Source organism: Thermogemmatispora aurantia (assembly GCF_008974285.1).
Classification (GTDB): domain Bacteria; phylum Chloroflexota; class Ktedonobacteria; order Ktedonobacterales; family Ktedonobacteraceae; genus Thermogemmatispora; species Thermogemmatispora aurantia.
The window spans coordinates 586,583-601,602 of record NZ_BKZV01000003.1; the positions used below are offsets into that span (position 1 = coordinate 586,583).

The 15,020-nt window shown below is 58.1% G+C and carries 12 protein-coding genes; 4 read left to right on the top strand and 8 right to left on the bottom strand.

The features are described 5' to 3' along the window. Nucleotides 1-207 precede the first annotated feature (207 nt). On the bottom strand, nucleotides 208-1,005 hold the full coding sequence (locus KTAU_RS12055) for an ABC transporter ATP-binding protein (RefSeq protein WP_151728603.1): 798 nt from the start codon (nucleotides 1,003-1,005) through the stop codon (nucleotides 208-210). A 220-nt stretch (nucleotides 1,006-1,225) separates the two neighbouring features. Next, nucleotides 1,226-2,524 (bottom strand): hypothetical protein, encoded by a 1,299-nt coding sequence (locus KTAU_RS12060; protein ID WP_151728604.1) that lies wholly within the window; start codon nucleotides 2,522-2,524, stop codon nucleotides 1,226-1,228. 1,018 nt (nucleotides 2,525-3,542) lie between these two features. On the opposite strand from KTAU_RS12060, the gene KTAU_RS12065 reads away from it, so the two are divergent. After that, nucleotides 3,543-4,661 carry a HoxN/HupN/NixA family nickel/cobalt transporter gene (locus KTAU_RS12065; protein ID WP_151728605.1) on the top strand — a complete coding sequence of 373 codons (1,119 nt, stop codon included), beginning with the start codon at nucleotides 3,543-3,545 and terminating at the stop codon, nucleotides 4,659-4,661. Between the two features lie 309 nt (nucleotides 4,662-4,970). On the opposite strand, the gene KTAU_RS12070 is transcribed toward KTAU_RS12065, so the two are convergent. After that, nucleotides 4,971-5,333, bottom strand: coding sequence for a GntR family transcriptional regulator (locus tag KTAU_RS12070; protein WP_228026425.1), 363 nt, complete (start codon nucleotides 5,331-5,333; stop codon nucleotides 4,971-4,973). A gap of 37 nt (nucleotides 5,334-5,370) precedes the next feature. Here KTAU_RS12070 and KTAU_RS12075 point away from each other — a divergent pair, with 37 nt between their 5' ends. The 3 genes from KTAU_RS12075 to KTAU_RS12085 all read left to right on the top strand — a co-directional run bounded on the left by KTAU_RS12075 (nucleotide 5,371) and on the right by KTAU_RS12085 (nucleotide 7,580). Beyond that, nucleotides 5,371-5,622 (top strand): hypothetical protein, encoded by a 252-nt coding sequence (locus KTAU_RS12075; protein WP_151728607.1) that lies wholly within the window; start codon nucleotides 5,371-5,373, stop codon nucleotides 5,620-5,622. A gap of 570 nt (nucleotides 5,623-6,192) precedes the next feature. Further along, nucleotides 6,193-6,843, top strand: coding sequence for a TetR/AcrR family transcriptional regulator (locus tag KTAU_RS12080; protein ID WP_151728608.1), 651 nt, complete (start codon nucleotides 6,193-6,195; stop codon nucleotides 6,841-6,843). 38 nt (nucleotides 6,844-6,881) lie between these two features. Then, nucleotides 6,882-7,580 carry a hypothetical protein gene (locus tag KTAU_RS12085; protein WP_151728609.1) on the top strand — a complete coding sequence of 233 codons (699 nt, stop codon included), beginning with the start codon at nucleotides 6,882-6,884 and terminating at the stop codon, nucleotides 7,578-7,580. 1,725 nt (nucleotides 7,581-9,305) lie between these two features. Here KTAU_RS12085 and KTAU_RS12095 read toward each other — a convergent pair. From KTAU_RS12095 to KTAU_RS12115, 5 genes are all read right to left on the bottom strand, one after another. After that, entirely contained in the window at nucleotides 9,306-10,565 is a 1,260-nt protein-coding gene (locus KTAU_RS12095) for a GNAT family N-acetyltransferase (protein ID WP_151728610.1), read from the bottom strand. 81 nt (nucleotides 10,566-10,646) lie between these two features. After that, on the bottom strand, nucleotides 10,647-11,675 hold the full coding sequence (locus KTAU_RS12100) for a GNAT family N-acetyltransferase (RefSeq protein ID WP_170293243.1): 1,029 nt from the start codon (nucleotides 11,673-11,675) through the stop codon (nucleotides 10,647-10,649). Nucleotides 11,676-11,747: 72 nt separating this feature from the next. After that, the gene (locus KTAU_RS12105) at nucleotides 11,748-13,070 is read right to left on the bottom strand and encodes an MFS transporter (RefSeq protein WP_170293244.1); all 1,323 of its coding nucleotides are present in this window, start codon (nucleotides 13,068-13,070) and stop codon (nucleotides 11,748-11,750) included. A 28-nt stretch (nucleotides 13,071-13,098) separates the two neighbouring features. Then, nucleotides 13,099-14,082 carry a phosphotransferase enzyme family protein gene (locus KTAU_RS12110; protein ID WP_308789048.1) on the bottom strand — a complete coding sequence of 328 codons (984 nt, stop codon included), beginning with the start codon at nucleotides 14,080-14,082 and terminating at the stop codon, nucleotides 13,099-13,101. Then, complete coding sequence (locus KTAU_RS12115) at nucleotides 14,051-15,010, bottom strand: DegT/DnrJ/EryC1/StrS family aminotransferase (RefSeq protein ID WP_151728614.1); 960 nt, start codon at nucleotides 15,008-15,010, stop codon at nucleotides 14,051-14,053. The genes KTAU_RS12110 and KTAU_RS12115 overlap by 32 nt, the downstream gene beginning before the upstream one ends. Nucleotides 15,011-15,020 lie beyond the last annotated feature (10 nt).

Here is a 15,020-nt window from a genome sequence, read left to right on the forward strand (position 1 = left end):
GAGCAAAGAAGAAGCAGCTTGGAACGGCCAGGAAGAGGGCGATGAGCAGGGTTATCAGCAGGCTCACGCAGACCTCTGTCAGGCCGAGCAGGACAACGACGATCGCCAGCGGCAGAAGCCACGGCAGCAGGACCCTTTGCCCGGCGGTTCAGCAGCAGCATATTCAGCCACTCCGCGACGTCGCGCACCCCCGGGCTTCTCTTTATCTCAAGGATCTCCTCTCATCATATATGCGAAAGGTAGGAAGTTCACCATCTCAGACCCATCCTCATAGGTAACACTGCTATCTTCCTCATTCTCGTCTCCATCCTCATCGCAGGGGTCGAACCAGAGCGGGACCTGTTGCGACCAGTCGACAGAGGCTAGCGGCCCACTGTAGACAAGCTGGCCACGTCTGAGCACCAGCACCTTCTCGGCCAGGTCCTTGAGCATATTGAGCAGATGACTGGAGACCAGCACACAGCGACCCTGAGCGGCGCGTCTTTTGAGATCCTCGACCAGCAGCGCCAGCGCCAGTGGATCAAGAGCGTTGAAGGGTTCATCAAGGAGCAGAACAGCGGCGTCGATCATCAGCGCGCGAATGAGCGCAAGACGCTGCAGCATGCCGCGAGAGTAGCTACGGATCGGCTGATCGAGAACATGGTCGAGGCGATAGCGCTCAGCAAGCTCCCTGGCACGCTCAATTGCTTGCGGTTGACGGTAGACATCGGCGTGGAATTGTAGATGCTCCAGGCCCGTCAAATGAGGTGTGGCAAAGGGGGCATCGGAGAGATAGGAGACACGCCGCCGCACCTGCAGACCCTGGCGCTGAGGCGTCAGGCCGAGCAGAGAGACGTTCCCCCCATCGGGCGCGATCAGGCCGACCATCAAACGCAGGCAGGTGGTCTTGCCTGAGCCGTTATGACCCACCAAGGCCGTCACCTCGCCAGCCGTGACAGTGAAGCTGACGTCGTTGAGGGCCACGAACGTGCCGTAGCGCTTGGTGATGTGCTGAAACTCAATCATAGATCCTCCTCACAGGTAGTGGATGAGCAGTAGCATGAGATAGCTTTCGATCAGGCCCGCCCGCATCTGCTGGAGCGCGCAGGAGTCCAGGCATCCGAGCCAGGCTGCGCTCCGGCGTGCGGATCTCCTTTCCTTCTGCTTTTCCCAACAGCACCAGCCCCTGTCGCCCTGGAGGTCCCGTCCCGCGCAGGTGGCTCAGGACAGGCCTCCAGTCCTCCGCTCACATGCACAGAGCGGCCAGCAGTTCGATGAGCGCCAGCGCCAAAAAGCCTCCCAGACGCGGCACCCCGCTCCAGGCACAGCAGGCCAGAGCAAGGACCCCGGCTAAGCCAAGTAAGAAACCGGGCAGCAGGCCGAGCGAGGGAGCTGCCACCAGGCAGATGATCAGAGCCACGATTATGGAAGGTAGATAGACCAGCGCGAAGGCCACCGCGAAGGCACGCAGACCATCAGTCGACGCCAGCGGCAGACCCTCCCCTTCCAGAGTGCGATAGACGTTTTGCAGATAGAGATAGATCGGCCAGCCAAGCCGAGCACTGACCAGGAGGATAGAGGCCAGCCAAAGCTCTTGATTGCTTAAATGAAATAGATACCAGATTGGCACAATACTCATATTTAAACTTACTATAAGTGGCAAAAAACGCAAGTGAGGTGAGAAGAACATGTCCAGGGAGAGCCAGCAGGCTAGGGACCAACCGGAGCTGGGCAGCCAGCGCAGGAGATAGCCAGAGGGGCGACGGGGCACACGCTCCTTCTGTTGCCAGTAGCGTAGTAGACCTGGCACGGTCACCCAGGCAAGCAACGCGGTCGCGCCTGCCAGTGGCAGCCAGAAGATCAACGCGCCCCGCATACTCTCGACAGCCCAGGTGCTCGGCCAGAGCCAGAGCGCGACCAGCCGCACTACCTGCCAGCGCAGAGCCGCGACCAGCCCCAGCTGAATCCCGGAGCGCTCCAGGGGCGAGAGAGCTACGATCATAACGATGATGACAAGGCTGGCCAGGCGAATGGGAATGACAACATAGCCTTCTCCCCGCAGCGAGAGTAGATGAAGCGCGGCTCCGGCCAGCATAATAAAGAGGCAGTAGAGGAGCAGGGCGGCCTGAGCCTGCAGCGTTAGCGGAAAAGGCGTGCTGGAAGTCAGCATGCAGGCGGTCAGAGGAGCGATCAGAAAGGCCAAGACGCAGAGGACACTGGTCAGCAACCACTCAAACAGCTCAACCACAGCGATGCTCACAGGCGAGAGCGGCAGAGTGGTCAGAAACTCCCATTCGCGCGCCAGGGCCAGATTGAGAGGGGTCTGGCGCCCGACGTTCACATCGATGAGCAGCACCCCCACAGCCAGCAGCCAGACCTCCAGGTCAGCAAGCGCCAGGTGATGGCCCTGGCTGAGGCCGAAGGCCACGGCAAAGGCCAGCAGACAGAGAAAGAGCGCGCTGACAAAGACCACGCTCCAGACAAAGAATGGAGCAGCGTTGTTGCGCCGTCCACTCAGATATTTATAGCGGATCAGGGCAAGCATCAGGCCACCTTCTCAGGCAAGGGAACAGCGCGTAGACCCTTTTCCCCTATGCGACATTCGGCATATTCGTGCGTCAATCGACAACAGTATACAACACTGTCTAGCTGTCCAAGGGGCTGGCCAGGCACTCACCGCATACCAGTAGCTATCCAGCAGCCCAATAGTGAGAGAGGTCACAATTGGGCTAATGATGGGGAACTCCAGGGCGGCCAGTCAGGCACCACCAGAGATCACGGTGTCGACGATCGCGATAGCTAAATTCGTGTCGCAGACCCCATAAAGCAGAGGATGGCCTAGACGTGGGCATCGCCATGCGCGAGATGGCTTAGCACAACCAGCAATAGATCTGAGTCAAAGTACTAGATGCTCGCCAAGAGTACCATCACCTCCACTAGTCTCCTTGCTAGTCTTTCTCTGTCGTCCTCTTCTCACCTGGGAGAACACCGCATAACACTGCTAGCTCTACCCCATCAGGAGGATCAGGCCACATCCCTATCTCGCGAAGTAGTGGGCTGTTGCTGTTCATAGAGCAGACCGGCCAGTGTCTAGATGCAGAAACTGGACTCGCTGACCCTCCCGCCAGCAGAGCCGTTCGATCGGCTTCCAGATGGCTGGCTCAGGGGTGTTGTTCTCAATACCTGGATCATCCACGGGTTGGGATAGTACTGCTGGAGCAATTGCCTGATGACCCAGCCTCCCAGCTCGGGCGGCTCACTGTGAGCTGGGAGCTGGGACCTGGGACCTGGGACCTGGGACCTGGAAGCAGCAGCCAGGCCAGCAAGGAGGCTCTGGGGCAATGAGCAGGCGCTCGCGCTCGGGAAAGCGCCCCTGCCAGGCATGTTGAGCAGCTCAACAGAATTGACACTCTTTCGCTGATGAGAACTACTTGCAACTGCTTTGCATTTGCAAAAACCGCCCTCTCATGAGTATACTTGCAAGCAAGAGGGTCTCAGACAGCCCTCTCAAGAGCTGAAAAATGTCAGACAGTGGCCTTCGTCATTCTGCTCAAGGAGATTTCATGAGTAGCAATTTTGGAATTTCCGCGCTCCGACGAGTCTATCTTCAGAGTTCGTCCGAGGTCCGTCGTCGAGTGCTCGCCATCTACGCGCTTCTCATCGGCTATAACATCCTGGCCTGGGTCCTGACCTTTCTGGTGTTCGCGGGCCGCCCCGATCTCGTCGCCCTGGCGCTAACAGCCTATACGTTTGGTCTGCGCCACGCTTTTGATGCAGACCATATCTCAGCGATTGATAATGTGACCCGCAAGCTGATGCAGGAGAAACAGCGGCCTGTGGGAGTCGGCCTCTTCTTCTCCCTGGGCCATTCCACCATTGTAGTGATCCTGACCGTGCTCATCGCCCTCGCTGCGGTCGCTGCCGGTAGTTTTACCCAACTGAAAAATATCGGCGGCCTTGTCGGCACCGCCGTCTCGGCTTTCTTCTTGCTGCTCGTCGCGGCCATCAATCTGGTAATCCTGGGAGATATCTACCGCACCTTCCAGACAGTCAAGAAGGGTGGAGAGTTTCAGGATGTGGCCCTCGATGAGTCGCTCAACAAGCGCGGCTTCTTGGGTCGCTTCTTCCGCCCTCTGCTGAAGATGACGGACCGCAGTTGGAAAATGTACCCTATTGGCTTGCTCTTCGGCCTGGGTTTCGATACCGCCACGGAGATAGGTCTGCTGGGTATCGCCGCCTTCAGCGCTGGTCATGGCGTGCCTGTCATGGCCATTCTGCTCTTTCCAGCGCTCTTTACAGCTGGCATGACTCTCATGGATACGACGGATAGCGTACTGATGCTGGGCGCCTATGGCTGGGCCTTTGTGAAACCCATCCGCAAGCTGTACTATAACTTCACCATCACCCTGATCTCCGTCCTCGTCGCTCTGGTGATTGGCAGCATCGAGGCGCTCAGCATCCTGGCGAGCGAGCTGAACCTGAGCGGTCCTTTCTGGGACCAGATCAACGGACTTTCCGATCAATTTGGCCTGCTTGGGGTCATCATCGTGTGTCTGTTCGTGGTGAGCTGGGCGATCTCGACGATCGTCTACAGGATCAAACGCTATGATGAGATCGAGGTGCATGTGACCAGACCGGCCACAAGCACTGAGTCCTCGGGGAGCAGCAGTCAGTCATCCTGACGCTCTTCCGCTCTGCACTGCTCCTGACCTGACCCAGTGAGGTGAGGATCAGTCCAAACACTAATTGATTTCTGTTTGCTCCAGAGCCATTGCACTGCGGGGCCCAGGCGCCCCGCAGCTATCGCTCTTCTATCCTGTCTACAAGCGTGACTATCCCAAGGATGCCCCGCTCGTGTCCAGGGAGGCTGCTGGCGAGCAGTAGCATCTGGTCGGCCAGCCATGCGGGGGACACGGCCCGATCCGGCCTGCACTATTCCACTGACCGACCTTGCCAGACTAGCTCTCTACCAAGGAATCGCCGCGTTGCAATCAGTGGGATGTCATGGGCGATGGCCCAGGCCGAGATCCCCTGCCAAGTGGCCTCACAGAGAGAGCGGCGACCCGCTGGTGGTCGCGCAGGTCTCTCTGCATCACCAACTCGCAAAGTAGTGCGAAGCCCTCCGGCAGATCGGACAGGCTCAGGGCCTCCAGCAGCACCAGCGAGCGCATCGTGTAACAATGGCGCTGTGTCGTGGTCTGCAACGCCTCCCGCAGTGCCGTGCGACTTAGCCGCAACTGGGCCGCCAGCTCTCGCCCCGGCGGGAGACGCTCGCCGGGCGTCAGCATGCCCTGCTCCACCAGCTGCTGGAAGAGCAGGTGCGCGCTGCAGCGCTGAGACGATGCCTTGAGCAAGGGCAGCACTGCAGATCGCCTGTCTGAGGAGCGCCTCATGGCCGCGTACGACGATGCTCTCCTCGGCCAGGCGCACGCGGATCATCAGGTGCCGCCTGCATCTGCGCTGCTCACAGACACTCACCACCTGGTTGAGGAGATCAGTAAGATCCACCGTCTCTGCCGCCTCCAGCGAGGGCCGCTGCTCGTGGCTGTGACCACTGGAAACGGCTTCTGCGCTGTGGAGTGGCTGGCGGTGGGGGCTGCGTCACAGGCCACGAGCAGGCAGGCAAGACAGAGGCAGCAATAGATCAGCAGTGGCTTATTCGGCATGATTCTCTCCGTGGTTGATAGCTGGCAAGGTTTCAGACAGTTGCCTCCAACCGGGATGGGAGACAACTTCACCGTCAATTCCATCGATCAGATAGCCCCTCCTCCAGGCCCCTTGCTCGTCAGCGGCTGCGCCTGCTAAAAGGAAGATACTCTGGCGGGTTACAGAGAAAGGCCAGAAAGCCCTGCGTCTTTAGACCAGGGATGAATGGCCATCCCGTTTAACTCCTTATATATCGTTTTGCTATCCTGGCAATATGAAATACGTACATGAGCATCACAGAGCAGGTGTCCGCCTTTGTCAAGGGGCCTGCTCGCACTGGGTGGAGCCCGCCCAGCAGCGGAAGCGCTGTGCTCAGGAGGGTGCCATCACGCTTCTCATGGCACATCTGAGAGGTGGAGCGCTCATCTGAGAGTCCCTCTATCTCGAGCATCCTGGCCTCGCAGGTGAGGACATGACAGCCCGGGCCACTCTTCTGAACCGTTTCCTCTCCAGGGCTTCACGACTATTGGCTAGCATTTATCCTATTGAATAGGGTATACTCTCTCCATGGAACAGAGCACCAAGTCCGACAGAAAAAAGCGCCCCTATCACTCGCGCGTGCGCCAACGTCATGCTGAGGAGACGCGCCAGCGCATCCTGGAGGCCGCACGTTCGCTGTTCGAGAGCCGCGGCTACGCTGCAACTACCCTGGAGGCCATCGCCGAGCATGCGCTCGTCTCGCCCAAAACGATCGTCGCTACCTTCGGTTCCAAGAGCGCACTATTGGCAGAGGTGATCAACCCTGATGCGTTCAGTCCATCCCTCAAGCTGCTCATCGACGAATTGCGTGCGACGGCCGATCCATTGCGGCAGATCGCGCTGGTGGCTCAGCTCACCCGCCAGGCTTACGAGTCAGTGGCCAGCTCGCTGGAATTGCTGCGGACTGCCGGCGCGCTGGCCCCCGAACTGGCGGAGCTGGCGCGGCAGGTCGAGGCGAGACGGCGTGAGCATCAGGCCCGGTTGATTGCCTTTCTGCACGAACAGGGTGTCTTGCGCCCTGACCTCTCGTCTGAGGAGATGACAGATATCCTGTGGGCGCTGACGAGTTATGACGTCTATCGCTTATTGGTCGTAGAACGCCACTGGGAACCTGCGGGCTATGAGACCTGGCTGGTGCAGCTTCTGGCTCAGCAACTGCTTGCGCCAGCTTCTGCATGACAGTTCATGCAAAATAGATTGACGTGGAGGGATTCACCATGGCTCACTCTCACCAGCTGAATCAGCAGATCGCTGCTGATCCTGCCTATCGCCTCGTCCAGCGTGTCTGTCTGGCTGCCTGTATCGTTCTGGCGCCTGTCGTTCTATTCCTGGGGTTCGCCGTCGATCCGACCGGGGGCCTGGGCGTACCAGCGAATCTGCAAGGAGTGGCCGCCTCGCTCAAAGGGGTCAGCCCGCTTCAAATCCAGGGATTTCTCTATCTGAATGCAGTGACCGTCTACTTCTTCGCGCCGAGCTTCGTTGGCCTCGGACTGCTGGCCATGCGGCGCTCACCGTGGCTGGCGACCGCTGGGATGATCTTCGGTCTGGCCGGCTCGCTTCCCTTTGGGATCTTCGTACCACTGGAGGCGTTGGCATTTCGAGCGGCAGCGAGCGCGTCGACCGCAGCCGTCTTCCAGTCTGTCGACGCTCAAGGGTCGCTGCTCTTGCTCGGAGGCAGCTGGGTGGTGGGCCACCTGGTCGGGTACATCCTCATCGGGATGGCCTTGCTCCGCTCGCGGGCCATTCCCTGGTGGGCAGCGAGCCTGTTCATCGTGGCTGTTCCCTTTCAGGCCGCCGGTTATGGCACTCGCCAGAATATGCTGCAACTGATCTGCTTTGTGCTGATCTTCATTGGCAGCCTTCCCGCCGCCCTCGCCATGCTGAAGGGACGGGATGAAGCAGCGCCGCTCACCTGACCTGACTTGAGGCCGCGAGCATGGTGCGCGCTCCATTCCTGCAAGGAGCTAGATGAAATGTGATCGGTCAACGACATGGGCAATTACTCCCTCCTGGGGATCGCTGACAGCGCGGTAGAGGCACTACCAGCCTCATGCCGAGAATAGCGGCCATACCAGTGGGTATTGTGCTCAGTCCTGCCGATCAGGGTCTACCGAGCCGTTTTCCTCTCCACCAGCCAGCGGTCCCGGCGAAGAGATCCTGCTACCAAACCAATTGCCCGCTCCCTGCGCGTGGAGGCAAGCGCCATCTCTGGGGCCAGACCTCCAGTGGATATTGTCGGGTTCGTGGCAGCCGATCCCAAAGCGGGTGGTAGGGAAGCCTGGCCCAGCCAGGAGTCACCAGGGTCCCACGCCGATCCAGCTCTGACTGGCCGGCATGGCATGGCAGGTCGGCTGTGGTGGGATGAGCCAGCCGGTAAGCAGGTCGGGATCGACGCAGGACTGACATCCGGCAGAAACGCTGACATCGATACCTCTTGCGAGAGACAACAAGGAGCAGGGCGGCCAGTCAGCATCGTCAGACAACCTTCCAGGACCTTGCCCAAAGGTATCTCCAGGCCAAAGGCAACTGGAGCCTGGAAGGTAGCACCATCTAGCATCTGTCGCGTTCCACCCTTCCAGCAACACCAGCTGGCTCCTTTTCCAATAGCTGGGCCTACCAGCTGCTTCTTCTTCCTGCCAGGGGGCTCAACGGGCCAGGCGGGATATAAAGCCTGGCGGCTTCTCCCCTCTTTCCCTCCGCCATCGTTCCACAGGCAGAGGGCAACCTGTGTCTCGGCTTGCGTGTCGGCTTTCCCCGGGAAGCAAGATCCCGGCTCTCCCCCAGAAGTTCCTACCAGCAGCTCCGTCCTGGCTATGCTTTGTTTGCTACTGCCTTTGCACCAGAATGAGGAGTCCGCAGTCGCCTGGGAACGCTGGCAGGTGTTCCAGCCAGCGTCGGAACATGCAGCTCAGGTACACCTCGAAGAAGAGGAGATTTCCTTCAGCCAGATACGAGCATGGCCAGAAGACGACAAAGCGATAGCAGCAGCAGGAGGCAGTATCTGGCCTGCAGAGAAAACCTCGGTGCCTGTTTCTGCCCGGAATATTCCGCTGCCTCTGCATGAAGCCACGGCGTGGGCCTGCGCACAGGCTCTCGCGATCAGCGAATGTGTGGGCAACACATGGAGTTGCGGGTGCCTCCTGAGCGCTGAGCTTGAGCGAGCTAAGCGGACAAGCAGCGGCTGCTCAGCGAGCGCTACAGCGAGAAAGCACCTATGCTTCCATATGCTTCCACCAGCTAGCGTCCACCTGATCTGCCCTGGAGCTCCAGCGACAGGATGCTGAACCTTCTGTCTCCGTGCGTTGAGATAATTCGGAATTTCTAGCTACTGGATTCGCTTGTGGGCACCCAAGGGAACCTGGCACCAGGCCTCAAGCGGTAGAGTAGAGCACCGCACTGACTGGGAGCAACCAGGGTACCTCAGCAATGTCCTCTGACTGGCATTGTTGAGCAGCTCCCTGAGCTGCTCGAAGGAGCAAATCCTTATCTGGTCCAGAAACGCTTCGAGACCCTTTGATCACCGCGAGAGAAGGGAGGCGGCCTGCCGCTTACCACAACAGTCAGGGATGAGAGAAAAAAGCAGTTGGGCGTGGGAAGCTAATCAGCAATGTTTTCTCTCCCGATGTTGTATTATTGCCGCCTTACCCAGAGATGCTGGCCAACTGCTGGAGCGTCCTCATGATCTCCCCTTTTTCCCCCCAAGGAGCCGGCGCGGGCCGCCCTGTGATTTGAAGAAACCAGTGTCGCCAGCGCTCCAGCTCAGCCTCGTTATGATGCCTTATCAGAGTACGCTGCGCGGAAGTGAGAGGAGCAGCTGGCAAAAAAAGCGTCCAGAGCGGGACGAGTTCAAAGCCACGCCGAAGTTTAGCTTCATAGGCTTCTGGGCCTCCGTGCAGCCATCTCAAGCCATGCTCAATGCCATAGCGTAGCGGTGCGTAATAGGCAAGCGCAAAGTACTCCATATGGTTGCCTCTGTCCTCACGAGAGCCAAATGTTCGCCCATAGATCCCCTGATGTGACACCACTACGTTGGCAGCCGCCATCAGCCTCCCTTGACGACGTGCACAGAAAGAGAGCATCTGATCACCCAATACTTGGGATTGGGCCATCAACAGCTCTTGGATCTTCTCTCGATCAGTGACTCCCCCGTGCCGGCTGTTGCTATGCAATACCAGCTCTGTCATCTCTTCCAGAACCTGTTGGAGCGGCTCTATGGTAATCTCAAGGCCAGCTTCGTTGAAAATTCTAAGTTCACGCCTGATCATCTTTCTCATGTTCCTCTTACAAGAGGCAACAAAATTATCAAAAGATGTGCTTCTTATCTCTTTCAATGTATTCGGGGTCGTCAGCAGAAAGACACCTTGCTCTCCAACGAGATCAACTAGCACTGAGGCAACATCTGTTGGTAGAAAAGGCAGAGCGATACAAGGGGTTCCCCGCTCGACAGCGATTCGCTTCACCTCAGATAGCAAGGCATTCCAGATAGCTCGTTGGAGCTTTACCTCGTTTGCTGGCAAGGCGGGTAGAACTGCCAGGTTGCTGTTCCAGGAGCCGGCGATCAAGGTAGGATACCAGACAGAGGGCAGCAGATCCCTACCAAGAACCGGCCCTAGCAGACGGCGTACCTGGTCATAGGAGCCTCCGGGGCGTGGAGGTGTCAGCAGTACAGGAAGAAGCCCGAAAGCCTGGCCTCCGGGCTGATTATAGACCACCAGATAGGAGAGTCTGGTGCCGACAGCTTCGGCAAGCTGGAACCACGTGACAGAGCCATAGAGGGCACCAGGCCCCTCATGTTGGAGCCAAACCTCTTGGGGGACCTCTGCCGCTGTCGCATAGCGGACTACCTTCAGGTGCGATCCATCAGCCATCGCTCCATCAATGGTACGCCTGGATTGCGCCATAATGCTTTTCCTCCCATTGCTCGAGGACCCATAGCCGGGTTCACCCTGAATCTGGATCAGAGTAGCCCCATTGTTTTCCAGCTATCGGTCCACCATCTCGCTATAGATCCGACGTATCCCTACTCCCCGCGCCAGATACCCGGCCAACCTCAGGTCATGGTCACTCCGCTCACGGCGAAGCAGCTCGGTGACGGACCCGGCTGGCCAGGCAAAATCTACCCGTGCTCGACGGTCGGTCTCGACCAGCGTCTTGAGTCTGTCAGGGGACCCGAAGAGGTCGATGTAGTGCAGTTTCTCCCGCCCCCAGCGCAGGAGCAGGCCATCGAGGAGGAGAAACATGCCAGGGGCCAGAGCTGCATAGCGCTGGTCGAAGGACCACTCCAGTGCATACACCCTCTCTCGGAAGAGGCTATCCAGCCGGTAGGCAATGGGGTACTCGTCCAGAGTAGCGACTGTCAGCTCCACCAGACCTTCTAGAAGCAAACGCTGATAGTACTGGAGCTGTCCATTTGACTGCAGATCAGCATGCAAAGATGATTTCCATGAATTCGCTTCAATGGCAGCCAGAGCTTGTACGGCTGATAAAGGGGGCAAAGTTACGGCCCGCAAAGACTGCCAGCGTTTCCTTTTCCTCGCAGCCTGGGAACCATAGCGTTCCATGAAGCGCCCGATCAGTCCTTCACCGCCATCATCCCAGGAGATAATCGGTGAAGGACTGCGCTGCCAGCAGTCCATGGCCGGAGTAGCCTGTAGCAGGTGAGCAGCGCGAGTCTCCGCATAAGCCAAAGGGAAATAGAGAGCAGAGGCACCTAACTCCCGACACAGGGCGGCCAGGATTTCCCCTAGCAGCTCAGGAGGAAATGCCAGGCTGGCCAGGATAGGTGCCCCTGGAAAGAGGGACACCCACACTCCGTCAGGGCGTTGGCGCAGTGCCAGGGCTAGCTCCGGCGGTTCACCATTCCGGCGACTATAGACAGCGACCACACAGTCGGCACAGTCGGGGCAGCCCAGCCGTGCAGAGAGCACGCCCGGATGCTGGTGAGGCATCTCACCATGCTGGACGAAGAGCTGGCCTACAGCGTTCAGTAAGCCCTCGTCTGGGGCTGCCATTTTGGCCACCTCCCCAGCGCATCTGTGGTAGAGAGATTGCTTCCACTTCATGGGGAGCTTCCCCTCCCCCCCTTAGAGGACCTCGGCCTGCGACTCTTGGTCCAATCCCTGGAGCCCACGCCCAGCAGGACTGCCTAGAGCCACAGCACAGACCAGGAGCAGCACCATTCCACCAGCTGCCAAGACAAGGGGGGCTGGCAGATAAGAGGCCAGAATGCCCATACCAGCGTAGGCCGCAGGCAAAAAGACAAGTGAGCCTACCAGCAGGATACTCGTAACGCGGCTTTGATAGTCTGGAGCGACATAGCGCTGTAGCAGGTAGTTGATCAAGGTGACAGCATAGACGTTGACCCCCATCACTGCACCCGCGCATACTATGGTCACCAGACTATGAGCCACAGCCAGTAACAGGCAGGCTACACCTGGCCCAGCCATAGACACAAAAAGTAGCGCACCTGTCTGACGCACACGCCGCAGATAAGCCAGCGAGGCAGAGGCCAGAACTGAGGAGGCTCCCTGGGCCGCAAGCGCCAGGCCATAGATACTGGCAGAGAGATGGAGATTAGCGATCCGCAATGGAAGCAAGACGTAGAACGGGGCAATACAGGCGACATTCGCAGCTATAGAGACAGCGATGAGCCATTTCAGCCAGGGACGCTGGCCGATGTACTTAAATCCAGCAATGAGATCCTGGTAGCGAACACGCTGAAAGGAGATAGAGCTGCGTATCCGACGCATGAGAAGCATGGCCAGGAAGCTGAGCAAAAAGGTCAGGGCGTCAAAACCGAAAGCCACGGCGATGCTATAGCTGACGATGAACCCACCGAGAGCAGGCCCAACCAGTGTCATCAGGCTAAAGGTCGCGCTATCAAGGGCGTTCGCGTTCTGCAGCTCATGGCGAGGTACAAGCTCGCCAATGAGTGGGCCAAGAGAGGGGAGCGACAACGCTGAGGTAACGCCTAACCCAGCGGCCACGACCAGCAGCAAGAGAAAGCTGACCTGCCCTGCCGCTGTAGCAAGAGCGAGTAGAGCAGTAATCATCATTGCTGTAGCATCAGTGACCAACAGGAGATAGCGACGACTCATTCTATCTCCCAGCGCTCCTCCGAAGAGAGCCAGTGCCACCTGGAGCGTGGTGAAGGTTCCCACAATCACCCCCATCGCCATACTTGACCCAGTTACCTTATACACGGTCCAGCCCAGAGCCACTTCGTAGACGGAATCACCCAGGCGAGAGAGATTACGGCCCAGCCAAAGGAGCCTGAAGTCTCGGTACGACAGAGCAGAGAAGAGGAGCCAGATTCGTTGTCTCGCGCGCGCGAGCTGTCCAGGGAACCGCCTTGCACTGGCCGACTTATCTGTTTTGCACTCGATACTTTTTTCTCTAGGTAGCACAGCTTTGTAACGCTTCTCCTCTCTGGAGCTAACTCGAACGATCTCTCTTTTGGCTCTCCTGAATCAGGAGCAGAATAGTATGGATCTTTGTTGATTGCGAGAGAACCAGATCAGCAGCAATCTCACCACGAAGAAAGCGCGTCCCGTGGTGGGCAATGCTCTCAAACTTGCCCAGGATCATAAACACTAGCAGCGCATCCAGGCTAAACCCAACCCCTCCTCCCTGCTGATAGGCAGCCACCATTGCTGTCAGATCAGCGAGAGGATCCCTGGAGCGTGAGCGAAAGACGATTGTCTGTCCCACAGTAGCAAGATCAGCCAGGGGGGCATCATAGCGACAACTTGCCCAATCTAACGCCCCGATCAGCCGCGGGGGATATCTTTCAGAGAGGCGCAGATTCGGATGGGAAGGGTCACCGTGGATAAGCTGCATAGCTGTCTGCGAGTGAGTAGCCAGGTATTCATCGATGAGCCTGGACGCCTGGAGGAGCACCTCCTTGTCGGCTTCTGTGAAGCCCAGGCACTGCTCTTCGAGCGCCAGAAGGCGTCCACGCGCAAAGAGCGTGAGAGCACTCTCCTTCGAAACTGCCAGCTCTGGGGAGAGGGGGGCCAGCCAGCAGTGCAAGCCTGCAAGGCCTCGGGCAACGGCGAGCGTATCTTCGATCCGTGTTGGTTCAGGTTGCCGCCCAGGAACATGAGCTGTGAGCCACCAGACACGCCCGTGAGCCTGCACAAACAGTTCCCCCTGTGCTTTAATCACAGAAGGGACTGCCACTGCACCAGGCAGTTGCCCACGTTCACTCAGACAGGAATAGAGCTGTAGCTCCCTGCTGACTGCTTCAACCTCGTAGTCATAGGTACATGATAGCCAGTAAGGACCAGCACGCCACGTTCTTTTGTTAACACCTGTGTCTACGGTCTCAAGGTGTTCTTCAATATTCCAATATTTCCTAACAACACTTCTAGCAATATCTTCTAATTCATAATAATTTTCCTTCACAATATCCTCCACTATCTCTTTGCTCTACATTAATGTAAATTACTCTTATTTTTTCATACAATGCTTCCAGATTGGGTAAAGGCTCATCTGCAACTGCGCCGAAGCGTTCGCGAACGGCCTGTCTCCAGACGCTACTACGATAGGTAGCATCTGGATTCAAAGGGCGGCCTGGTCCTTGCAGGCAGGGAATCTTGGACAGAGCACGGGAAGATTGGGTCCATCCCGGCAGACACCAGGCCTCCGCCGCCAGGAGCTTCTTTCTGGTCAAAGCACGCCACTCAGTACAGAGCTGCACCTGCCGCGCCAATCGGCGTCGGGCCGCCTCAGCAGCCTCTGCGGCCAGCGAGAGATTCACGCCGAGAGAGACCTTGCGCCCCCTACGATCGCGCCCAGCATTAAAAAATGTACGGGCTGCCTCTATCACCATTTGCCGCCCGGCGATCAGCCCCCCCCCAGACGCTCCCAGTGGCTTGCCAGATCGAAAAGAGGTGATTGCTGCTGTCACCCGTGGGGCAATCTTCTGCCAGACCTCAAGGTCGGGTGACTGCACCAGGTCAGCAATCAACGTGACCTGGCGCTGCTGTGCCCACTTTAGCCAGTCTTCAAAGTCAGGTGCGTGCCCCCCAAATGGGGCATAGACTACCAGAGAAATTTCCGCGCCGACCTTTGCGCTGATACGCTCCGCGGCCTGTAGAGACATGGTAAAGTCCTTTTCAACATCTACAGGCGACGGCCTCAACCCCGCCAGGATCAGCACGTGAAAAACCTCGGAGCAGATCCAGCCAGGAACAAGCGCCAGTGTTCCGGGACGTCCCAAATGACAGGCCAGCGCCAGCAACCCGGCAGCAGCGCTTACTGTTGCTACTGCGTCTTCCGTATGGAAGAGAGATGTCCCTAGAGTTTCCAAAAGATGATGTTCATCGTTCTCATAGTATACCATCTCTTGCAAT

What these genes read in the sequence shown, in the direction of transcription:
- KTAU_RS12055 (WP_151728603.1), bottom strand. Translation starts at nt 1,005, where the DNA reads ATGATTGAGTTTCAGCACATCACCAAGCGCTACGGCACGTTCGTGGCC.
- KTAU_RS12060 (WP_151728604.1), bottom strand. Translation starts at nt 2,524, where the DNA reads ATGCTTGCCCTGATCCGCTATAAATATCTGAGTGGACGGCGCAACAAC.
- KTAU_RS12065 (WP_151728605.1), top strand. Translation starts at nt 3,543, where the DNA reads ATGAGTAGCAATTTTGGAATTTCCGCGCTCCGACGAGTCTATCTTCAG.
- KTAU_RS12075 (WP_151728607.1), top strand. Translation starts at nt 5,371, where the DNA reads ATGGCCGCGTACGACGATGCTCTCCTCGGCCAGGCGCACGCGGATCAT.
- KTAU_RS12080 (WP_151728608.1), top strand. Translation starts at nt 6,193, where the DNA reads ATGGAACAGAGCACCAAGTCCGACAGAAAAAAGCGCCCCTATCACTCG.
- KTAU_RS12085 (WP_151728609.1), top strand. Translation starts at nt 6,882, where the DNA reads ATGGCTCACTCTCACCAGCTGAATCAGCAGATCGCTGCTGATCCTGCC.
- KTAU_RS12095 (WP_151728610.1), bottom strand. Translation starts at nt 10,565, where the DNA reads ATGGCGCAATCCAGGCGTACCATTGATGGAGCGATGGCTGATGGATCG.
- KTAU_RS12100 (WP_170293243.1), bottom strand. Translation starts at nt 11,675, where the DNA reads ATGGCAGCCCCAGACGAGGGCTTACTGAACGCTGTAGGCCAGCTCTTC.
- KTAU_RS12115 (WP_151728614.1), bottom strand. Translation starts at nt 15,010, where the DNA reads ATGGTATACTATGAGAACGATGAACATCATCTTTTGGAAACTCTAGGG.